The sequence below is a fragment of the Tistrella sp. genome (assembly GCF_002684955.1).
In the GTDB taxonomy this organism is placed as follows: Bacteria; Pseudomonadota; Alphaproteobacteria; order Tistrellales; family Tistrellaceae; genus Tistrella; species Tistrella mobilis.
In genome coordinates, this window is the sequence record NZ_NYWI01000071.1 from 239,679 (window position 1) to 249,356 (window position 9,678).

Below are 9,678 nucleotides of genomic sequence, written 5' to 3' on the forward strand. Positions count from 1 at the left end.
CTCAGGTCATGTCGCTTCAGGCCAAGCTCGATCAGGTCCTGCGTCGCCACGAAGAACTGGCGGCACGGCTCGCCGACCCGGCGATTGCCGGGTCGGGCGATTATGTGCGCCTGTCCCGCGAATTCGCCGGGCTCGACGAACTCGCCCAGGCCGTGCGCCGGCAGCGGGAGGCGGCGCGTGAACTGGCCGAAGCGCGTGTGATGGCCGGCGATCCGGCCGCCGATGCCGAGATGCGGGCGCTGGCCGAGGAAGAGTGCCGGAGCCTCGAGGCCGAGTGCCAGGCGCTGGACCGCTCCGTCCGGGTGATGCTGCTGCCGCGCGACGAGGCCGATGACCGCAGCGCCATCCTTGAAATCCGTGCCGGCACCGGTGGCGAAGAGGCGGCGCTGTTCGCAGCCGACCTCTTCCGCATGTATCAGCGCTACGCCCAGGAGGCCGGCTGGCGGGTCTCGCTGCTGCAGGCGACGGAGAGCGACCTCGGCGGCTTCCGCGAAGTCGTGGCCGAGATCGAAGGGGCGGGCGTCTATGGCCGGCTGAAATTCGAGAGCGGCGTCCATCGGGTGCAGCGTGTGCCCGAGACTGAGGCCCAGGGCCGCATCCACACCTCGGCGGCGACGGTCGCCATCCTGCCCGAGGCGGAAGAGGTCGACATCGCCATCGATCCGGCGGACCTGAAGATCGACGTCTTCCGGGCGAGCGGTGCCGGCGGCCAGCATGTGAACACCACCGACAGCGCGGTTCGCATCACCCATCTGCCGACCGGCCTCGTGGTGGTGCAGCAGGACGAGCGCTCGCAGCACAAGAACCGGGCCAAGGCGCTCAAGATCCTGCGCGCGCGGCTGTTCGAGCAGGCCCGTGATGCAGCGGCCGAGGCGCGCGCGGCAGAGCGGCGCGGCCTGGTCGGGTCCGGGGACCGGTCCGAGCGGATCCGGACCTACAACTTCCCCCAGAACCGGGTCACGGATCACCGCATCGGCCTCACCCTCTACAAGCTCGACAAGGTGGTGGCGGGCGAGGCGTTGGGTGAGCTGATCGAGGCGCTGGTGACCGAGGATCAGGCCGCCCGGCTGGCGGCTTTGGACGAGACCGGCGCATGAGCCCGGCCGGGGGCGGTGACGCAGACGCCCTGCGTCGGATGCTGACGGCCCGGCTGGCCGACGTCGCCGGCGCGGATGCGGGGCTTGAAGCGCGGATGATCGTGGAGCGGGTGACGGGGCTGGATGCGGCCGGCCTGCTGACCCGCGGCGACCAGCCGGTTTCGCCCGATGCGCGTGCCGCGGCGGAGGCCATGCTTGCCCGGCGGCTTGCGCGTGAGCCGCTGTCTCAGATCCTCGGCACCCGCGGCTTCTGGACCATCGATCTCGACGTCACCGCCGATGTTCTGACCCCCAGGCCCGATACCGAGACCCTGATCGAGGCCGTGCTGGATTTCGTCGATGCCGATGGCCGAGGCCGTGGCCAGCCCTGGCGGATCCTGGATCTGGGCACCGGTTCGGGCTGTCTGCCGGCGGCCCTGCTCAGCGAGCTGCCCGAAGCGCAGGCGGTTGCGGTCGACCGTTCCGAGGCCGCCGCGCGGGTGGCCCGGGGCAATCTGGCGCGAATTGCGCCCGACCGCGCGGTGGTGGTCGTCGGCGACTGGGCGACGGCGCTTTCGGCCGCACCCGGCCACGTATTCGACTTGATCGTGTCGAACCCGCCTTATATACCTACCAGTGAAATCCGGGCCCTGGATCCGGAGGTTGCGCGGCACGAGCCACATCTTGCCCTCGATGGCGGTGATGACGGTCTCGAGGCATATCGGGTGCTGGCACCCGTGATTGCACGCCTGCTGCACCCCGAAGGGCTCGCATGTGTGGAAGTCGGACGAGGACAGGCGCGGGATGTGGAGCGCCTCTTCGGCGACCTGGGATTGACGACATCCGTAAGGAATGATCTGGGCCGTATCGGACGCTGCGTGACCGCGCGGCATGCCGGAGCGGTGGCGCCCTGAGCCACACGGATCCCTTGGGCAGGCCGTCCGCAACCGGCGGACACCGTGATGCCCCGGATCCGACCGGCCGCCCTTGCGGAGCGGTCACACGAGTATTTGCCACCTGGCACATCGACGGCCCGTTCGGCCGTAACACAGAACAGATAGGACGGCTTGGACTGACATGAGGAACGGCCCGAATTCCAAGCGGACGCGCATGGGACGGCAGCAGGGTGGCGGTGGCGGCGGTGGTGGTCGCCCCCGGCCGCAGCAGCCGGTCAACCGCAACCGGATCTTTGAGAGCAACGGCCCTGCCGGCAAGATCAAGGGCAACCTGTCCCAGGTCATCGATCGTTATCTGGCTGCGGCCCGTGATGCGTCGAGTTCGGGCGACCGGGTGCTGGCCGAAAGCTGCCTGCAGCATGCCGAGCATTATCTGCGCCTGATGAACGGCACCCAGGACGAGAACCGCACCGACCGGAGCCCCGTTCAGGACCGGTTCTCGCGCCCGGGGACCGAAACGGACTCCGAGGAAGACGAGACCGAGACCGGCGATGCCGAGGGTGAGGACGAGGCCGCCGAGCCGGCGGAGCGCCCGAGCCGTGGCGACCGCTATGAGCGCGGCGATCGCGGCGACCGTTTCGAGCGTGGCAGCCGTTTCGATCGCGGGGACCGTGATCGGGGTGACCGCGCCGAGCGTGGCGATCGGCCCGAACGTGGTGACCGGTCTGAACGCGGAGATCGGCCCGAACGTGGCGATCGCTCCGATCGCGGCGACCGGCCCGAGCGTGGCGACCGGCCCGAGCGTGGCGAGCGACCCGACCGGGGTGATCGCGATGATGAGCGGGGTGGTCGCCGTCGTCGCGGCCGTCGCGGCAATCGTGGCGAGGGCCGTGATGAGCGCGACACCGAGCGCGGTGGCGAGAGCGATCTGTTCGGTGGCGAGCAGCCGCGTGAAAGGCGCCCGGCCGGCGATCTGACCCCGGCGCCGCAGCCGGTTGCCGAGCAGCCGGCCCCGGTGGCCGAAAAGCCTGCACCGGTTGAAAAGCCTGCGCCTGCTGCCGCGGCACCGGTTGCCCCGGCGCCCGCCGCTCCGGCCCCTGCACCTGCCGCTCCGGCACCTGCCACGCCGGCGCCCGTTGCTTCGGCACCCGTCGCTTCGGCACCGGCGGCCGAACAGCCGGCCGAGCCGGCACCTGCTCCGCGTCGCCGGACCGCCAAGGCCGCCGAGGCTGCGGCAGCCGAGGCCGGAGAGGCCGAGGCGCCCAAGCCGCGCCGCACCCGCCGGACCAAGGCCGAGATGGCCGCGGCCGCAGAAGCGGCTGCCGCCGAGGGGGCTGCACCGGTCGAGAAGCCGGTCCGCAAGCGTGCGACCACCACCCGCACCCGCCGCAAGGCGAGCGAGGGTGAGGGCGAGGCCGGCTGACGAGCCCGGCCGGCTGCCATTGCTGCCTGAACGAACGCCGCCGTCGGGATGACCGACGGCGGCGTTCGTGTATCCGGGGGCAGGCCTCCGTCGGGGGCGGTTCAGCGGATGGTGATCGGATCGCCGGCGCGGATCGTGCCGGGGCGGGTCACGACGGTGAAAACGCCGAATTCCTTGTGGCCCTGGGTCGAGGAGAGGGCCGGCAGGACCTCCAGATCCCGGATGGCGGTGCCCGGGCGGACATGGGTGGCGGCACAGCGAATGACCGGCGCCACGGCCTCGACGGCGACCTCGCCGATCTCGATGGTGCGGCCGATCAGGTCGCGCTCGATCCAGGGCTCGCCGAAATCGGCAACCAGATTATTGCGGAACCGCAGCGGATCCAGCGCCTCGGGCGCAAGCCCCATGGCGTGAGCCAGCGCCCGGCCGCTCGCCAGATTGGTGATCGAGAGCATCTGGCGTTCCTTGTCGGTGAACGAACCGGTCCCGGCCTTGACCAGCATCGGCGCCCTGGCCGGGGGCAGGTCCAGATGGCGCGCGACCAACTGGCCGGCGCGGACCGCGAAATCCGGATCGTCGCCCTGGCCGGCGATGGCCTCTCCGTCGGGCAGGGTCAGTACCAGCCGGTCGGTTTCCGTGTCGTAGCGGCAGGCGATGGCGGCCATGCGCGGTTCGGTCACCATCACGTGGAAGGCCGCCTTGGGGCGCCATTCGGGCTGGAACGGATTGGGCTGGGTGCCGATTTTCGCAAAGGCGAAGCGGCGGTCGGCGGGCAGGCCGGCACCGGTTTCCAGCCGGGCTTCCGTCAGCCGGTCCACGGACAGGCTCTTCACGGGGAAGCGGTTGATGTCGATCAAGGCGCCGTCGGCCATCCCTCGGTCTCCTGGAAGGGCAGGTCAGATCCGCATCATAGCGATGCATGAAGATGGTGCGAGGCGATCTTGCACGACTGTTGCCGGTTCACCACATGGGATGTGGGCCGGGGACAACCGGTCCGCCCGGTGGCCGGCCGCAGCAGCGGAGGATCGCCGGGGCAGGTCGGTCGGCGCCGTCGCCACGAAAGCCAGGGACGCGCGCCATTCCATCGGACGATCGTCGAGGGACGCCACGGCATGAATATCGAGAGCTATACCGATCGGGCAAAGGGTTTCCTCCAGGCCGCCCAGCAGCTGGCGCAGGGCCGGGGGCATCAGCAGTTCACGCCCGAACATCTTCTGAAGGTCCTGGTCGATGACGAGCAGGGCGTGGGGCTGGGTCTGGTGCAGGCCGCGGGCGGTGACCCCGCGAAGCTGCGCGAGGCGGCCGAGCGCGCGCTCACCCGTCTGCCCAAGGTCGAAGGCAGCGGTGCCGGCCAGCTTTATCTCGCGCCGGATACCGGCCGCGTGTTCACCGAGGCCGAGGCCCTGGCCAAGCGGCTTGAAGACGAGTATGTCGCGGCCGAGACCCTTCTGCTCGCGCTCGCCCTGGTCGACCGGACCGAGGCGCAGAAGGCGCTGGCATCGGCCGGTGTGAAGCCACAGGCGCTGGAGGCCGCGATCCGCGACATGCGCAAGGGCCGCAAGGTCGACAGCGCGCAGGCGGAGCAGGGCTATGACGCGCTCAAGAAATATGCCCGCGACCTCACCCAGGCGGCGCGGGACGGCAAGCTCGACCCGGTGATCGGCCGCGACGAAGAGATCCGCCGCACCATCCAGGTGCTCAGCCGCCGCACCAAGAACAACCCGGTGCTGATCGGCGAGCCCGGCGTCGGCAAGACCGCCATCGTCGAGGGGCTGGCGCTGCGCATCATTAATGGCGATGTGCCCGAGAGCCTGCGCAGCAAGAAGGTGCTGGCGCTGGATCTGGGGGCGCTGGTCGCCGGTGCCAAATATCGGGGTGAGTTCGAAGAGCGGCTGCGCGCCGTGCTGCAGGAGATCGACGCGGCGGCGGGCGAAGTGGTGCTGTTCATCGACGAGCTGCACACCCTGGTCGGGGCTGGTGCCGCCGAAGGCTCGATGGATGCCTCCAACCTTCTGAAGCCCAAACTGGCCCGCGGCGAACTGCGTTGCATCGGTGCCACCACGCTCGACGAGTATCGCAAGCATATCGAGAAGGATGCCGCACTCGCCCGGCGCTTCCAGCCGGTGATGGTCGAAGAGCCGACGGTGCCCGAGACCATCTCGATCCTGCGCGGCCTGAAGGAGCGCTACGAGCTTCATCACGGCGTGCGGATCACCGATGCCGCGGTGGTGGCGGCGGCGACGCTGTCGAACCGCTACATCACCGACCGCTTCCTGCCCGACAAGGCGATCGACCTGGTCGACGAGGCGGCGAGCCGGCTGCGCATCGAGATCGAGAGCAAGCCCGAGGCGATCGACGAACTCGACCGCCGGCTCATCCAGCTCAAGATCGAGCGTGAGGCGCTGAAGCGCGAAAGCGATCAGGCGTCGAAGGACCGGCTGGTCAAGCTGGAAGGCGAGATTGCCGGGCTGGAGAAGCAGACCGCCGACATGACCGCATCCTGGAAGGCCGAGAAGGGCCGCCTGGAAGGTGTGCAGAAGCTGAAGGAGGAGCTGGACCAGCTGCGGCTGGAGCTTGCCAACGCCCAGCGGCGCGGTGACCTGGCCAAGGCCGGTGAGCTGGCCTATGGCCGGATCCCCGAACTGGAGCGGAAGCTGAAGGCAGCCGAGGAGCAGGTGAAGAGCCGGCTGCTCGACGAGGCGGTGACCGACGGCCATATCGCGGCGATCGTCTCGCGCTGGACCGGCGTGCCGGTGGACAAGATGCTGGAAGGTGAGCGGGCCAAGCTGCTGCGCATGGAGCAGGTGCTGGGCGAGCGCGTCATCGGCCAAGCAGAGGCGGTCGCGGCGGTCTCCGAGGCCGTCCGGCGTGCCCGCGCCGGGCTGCAGGATCCCCGTCGTCCGATCGGCTCCTTCCTGTTCCTTGGCCCGACCGGCGTCGGCAAGACAGAGCTGTCGAAGGCGCTGGCGCAGTTCCTGTTCGACGACGACGCGGCGCTGCTGCGCATCGACATGTCGGAGTTCATGGAGAAGCACGCCGTCTCGCGGCTGATCGGCGCCCCTCCGGGCTATGTCGGCTATGACGAAGGTGGTGTGCTGACCGAGGCGGTGCGCCGGCGTCCCTATCAGGTGATCCTGTTCGACGAGGTGGAAAAGGCCCATCCGGACGTGTTCAACGTTCTGCTGCAGGTGCTGGACGACGGCCGGCTGACCGATGGTCAGGGACGGACGGTCGACTTCACCAACACGGTCATCATCCTGACCAGCAATCTGGGCGCCGAGGTTCTGGCGGGCCAGGAACCGGGTGCGCCGGCCGAAGACGTCCGGGCGCAGGTGATGGCGGTGGTCCGTGCGGCCTTCCGTCCGGAATTCCTCAACCGGCTGGACGAGATCATCCTGTTCCACCGGCTCGGCCGCGAGCATATGGGCGGGATCGTCGACATCCAGATCACCGATCTGGTCAAGCGGCTGGCCGAACGGCAGATCGGCTTCGATCTCAGCCCTGCCGCCCGCGACTGGCTGGCCGATGCCGGCTATGACCCGGTCTATGGCGCGCGGCCGCTGAAGCGGACCATCCAGCGCGAGGTGCAGAACCCGCTTGCGCGCATGGTGCTGGAAGGCCGCCTGCCCGAGGGCTCGACGGTTCGGGCGGATGTCCGGGACGGCGCGCTGGTCTTCGAGACCAGCACGCCTGAAGCGGCGGCGGCCTGATCGGCATCCCGGGGACCAGACGTCAAGAAACCCCCGCCCGAGCGATCGGGCGGGGGTTTTTCGTTGCGGTCCGGGCGGGCGCTTCCGGCTGATCTGCGCCGGCTGGCCGCGAAATCACTCGGTGGAGCGGCCCGGTGTCGCCGTGGTGGTGCTGGCCAGGGTGGCCGAGGCGCCGCGCAGGCTCGCCACCTGCTTCTCGACCTGGGCGACCGTCTGGCGGAACTTCTTCAGCTCGGCAGCGGCGAGGGTGCGGCCGACTGGCAGCTTGATGCTCTTCGGGTTGACCTGCTTGTTGTTCACCAGCACTTCGTAATGCAGATGCGGTCCGGTGGAGCGGCCGGTGGTGCCGACCGCGCCGATCACCTGACCCTGCTTCACCTTCTGGCCCGCCCGGACGTTGATCCGGCTCATATGGGCATAGGCGGTGGAGTAGGTGCCGTTGTGGCGGATGCGGACATATTTGCCATAGCTGCTGAACCAGTCGGCCTTCTCGACCACGCCGTCACCGGCAGCCATGATCGGGGTGCCGGTGGGGGCGCCGAAATCCACGCCCTTGTGCATCTTGGTGTAGCCGAGCAGCGGATGGCGGCGGGCACCGAAGCCCGAGGTCAGACGGGCGCCCTCGATCGGGGTCTGCAGCAGGGCCTTGCGCACGCTCTTGCCGTTCGGATCGAACCAGTCGTCATCGAAACGGTAGAGGGTCAGTGACCGACCGCCGACCACCAGGGTCGCCGCCAGCACGTCGCCATTGCGGATCGCGCGGCCCTGTTCGTCGACCATGCGCTCATAAAGCACCTCGAAGCGGTCACCCGGCTGAATGTCCCGCTGGAAGTCGACGTCGTAGGAGAAGGGCTTGATCAGCTCCGACACCATAGAGACCGGCAGGTCTGCCGCGGCGGCTGCTTCGTACAGGCTGGAGCGGATCTCGCCGGAGGCCAGGGCGAGCTGACGGTTCAGCTCCTTGCGCACCTCGACGGCGGTGAAACTGGTCTGCAGGCCGCTGCGTTCGATGCGGATCTGACGCTCGGCGTCGATCGCCATCTGGAAGCTGGTCACCGGGCCGCTGCCGCCACCCGCCCGCTGGCGCGGGAAGGTCAGGGTGACTTCCTGGCCGATCTTCAGGCTGCGCGGGTTGAACACCTTGCGCATCGAATCGACCAGCGCATAGGCGTCTTCCTGGGCGACGCCGTTGCGGACCAGAAGGTCGATGATCGTGTCGCCACGCTCGACGGTTGCCGTGCGGATGATGGGGCCCATCTCGGCGGCATTGGTCGAGGGCGTCAGGGTGCGCAGTTCAAGGCGTTCGTCGAGCAGGCGGCGGGTCAGGGTATCGGGCGCTGCAACCGGGGCCTGGTTGCGGAGCGTCATGTCGAAGGGATCGAAGCTGTTCACCAGCGGGTCGGCGAAGGCGACATATTCGGCGGCTGTGGAAGTTCCGGGTGTGGTGAGAAGCGTCACCCCCATGATTGCCGCGACGGCCGCAGCCATCGTCCTGCCCCACAGGTTTTGTCGCACACCAAGCCCGTCGGTGGTGAACCGCATGAAGTCGCCCCTTTGAGTTTGAACCCGCTCTTGTCGCGTGCTCCCGACCTGCCGGTACCGCCTGTCCGACATTCCGGTCGAGATGCGTCGCCCGATCACTTTGGACTTGCCTCTTTCTGGCCGATCTTCGTGATCCTGTGTCCGTTTCCAGCGGGCATCCGCATCATCCACGTCCCGGGGCCCGGCATCCGTTCACTGACCTTACAGATCATCCATCAAACGATGACATATCTTGCATGCGGTCAGTCAATTGACGTCAGACCGAGTCTCCGGAAGGAGAGCCGGGCGTGAAGCGATTCGATCGGATGCCTGCCGACTTGTCGAAACGACCCGGAGGTCGGTTCCAAGCTGTTGCCGATACCGGCGCCAGCGCGGAAAGCGAACAAAAGGCTCACGACTTTGTTTTCGATTTTTTGCCACTGTGCCGAAGCGCAGGCGGGGTGTCAACGGGATGTTGGGCGCGATGGCCGGGGCAGGACGTCGCAGCCGTGATGCAGAGCAAGATAGGAAAAAAGCCATGTATCGTTAACCACTTGGATACCTCACTTCATGTGGTGCTGCATGCTGCGATGCGGTGCGAAATATGAAGGGGGGACGCGCGCGGGCGCCCTCGCGCTCGTGCACGAGCATGGATTGGACCGTTGGGGGCTCCGCGGAACCGTGCTTCTACGGGTGCCGTATCCGGTGGTCCGGTCTCCGGATGGTCACGCGCCTGATCGGGCCCAGCGGGGCGGAAGACCGCCGGATGTGTCGCAGGCGGCCCCGAAAAATGCCGGCGCCGGAAAAAAAATCGCAGAGGCTTTGCCGGGTGGCCGGGAAACCGGCGGGAAGAGCGATGGATGATCTCTCATGATTTCAAGGGGATGTCCGACAGGCTCAGGGGCGTCGCGAAAACGTCATCGAAGTGTGTTGACAGGGGGGGCGTATCCCCATATAAACCGCCCCACACCGACGGGCACCGCGGACGACGCGGCGCCGGGCGGGGCTGAAAAGCCAGGAAATACAGCCCTTTAAGAGGGGCAGGCACCTGA

Annotated in this window: 6 protein-coding genes; 4 read left to right on the forward strand and 2 right to left on the reverse strand. The window is 68.3% G+C overall.

The genetic code is table 11. The annotated features are described in order from the left end of the window. Positions 1-8 precede the first annotated feature (8 nt). The 3 genes from prfA to CMO28_RS22690 all read left to right on the forward strand — a co-directional run bounded on the left by prfA (position 9) and on the right by CMO28_RS22690 (position 3,395). Positions 9-1,097 (forward strand): peptide chain release factor 1, encoded by a 1,089-nt coding sequence (gene prfA, locus CMO28_RS22680; RefSeq protein WP_296717387.1) that lies wholly within the window; start codon positions 9-11, stop codon positions 1,095-1,097. Further along, positions 1,094-1,990 carry a peptide chain release factor N(5)-glutamine methyltransferase gene (gene prmC / locus CMO28_RS22685; RefSeq protein ID WP_296717389.1) on the forward strand — a complete coding sequence of 299 codons (897 nt, stop codon included), beginning with the start codon at positions 1,094-1,096 and terminating at the stop codon, positions 1,988-1,990. The genes prfA and prmC overlap by 4 nt, the downstream gene beginning before the upstream one ends. Before the next feature lie 196 nt (positions 1,991-2,186). Next, positions 2,187-3,395 (forward strand): DUF4167 domain-containing protein, encoded by a 1,209-nt coding sequence (locus CMO28_RS22690; RefSeq protein ID WP_296717391.1) that lies wholly within the window; start codon positions 2,187-2,189, stop codon positions 3,393-3,395. A 101-nt stretch (positions 3,396-3,496) separates the two neighbouring features. Here CMO28_RS22690 and CMO28_RS22695 read toward each other — a convergent pair whose 3' ends face one another. Next, positions 3,497-4,267 carry an MOSC domain-containing protein gene (locus CMO28_RS22695; protein WP_062768169.1) on the reverse strand — a complete coding sequence of 257 codons (771 nt, stop codon included), beginning with the start codon at positions 4,265-4,267 and terminating at the stop codon, positions 3,497-3,499. 240 nt (positions 4,268-4,507) lie between these two features. On the opposite strand from CMO28_RS22695, the gene clpB reads away from it, so the two are divergent. Beyond that, positions 4,508-7,105: an ATP-dependent chaperone ClpB gene (gene clpB, locus CMO28_RS22700; protein ID WP_062768172.1), complete on the forward strand. Its 2,598-nt coding sequence runs from the start codon at positions 4,508-4,510 to the stop codon at positions 7,103-7,105. A 114-nt stretch (positions 7,106-7,219) separates the two neighbouring features. Here clpB and CMO28_RS22705 read toward each other — a convergent pair whose 3' ends face one another. Next, positions 7,220-8,593 carry a M23 family metallopeptidase gene (locus CMO28_RS22705; protein ID WP_296717395.1) on the reverse strand — a complete coding sequence of 458 codons (1,374 nt, stop codon included), beginning with the start codon at positions 8,591-8,593 and terminating at the stop codon, positions 7,220-7,222. Positions 8,594-9,678 lie beyond the last annotated feature (1,085 nt).

What these genes read in the sequence shown, in the direction of transcription:
- prfA (WP_296717387.1), top strand. Translation starts at nt 9, where the DNA reads ATGTCGCTTCAGGCCAAGCTCGATCAGGTCCTGCGTCGCCACGAAGAA.
- prmC (WP_296717389.1), top strand. Translation starts at nt 1,094, where the DNA reads ATGAGCCCGGCCGGGGGCGGTGACGCAGACGCCCTGCGTCGGATGCTG.
- CMO28_RS22690 (WP_296717391.1), top strand. Translation starts at nt 2,187, where the DNA reads ATGGGACGGCAGCAGGGTGGCGGTGGCGGCGGTGGTGGTCGCCCCCGG.
- CMO28_RS22695 (WP_062768169.1), bottom strand. Translation starts at nt 4,267, where the DNA reads ATGGCCGACGGCGCCTTGATCGACATCAACCGCTTCCCCGTGAAGAGC.
- clpB (WP_062768172.1), top strand. Translation starts at nt 4,508, where the DNA reads ATGAATATCGAGAGCTATACCGATCGGGCAAAGGGTTTCCTCCAGGCC.
- CMO28_RS22705 (WP_296717395.1), bottom strand. Translation starts at nt 8,593, where the DNA reads ATGGCTGCGGCCGTCGCGGCAATCATGGGGGTGACGCTTCTCACCACA.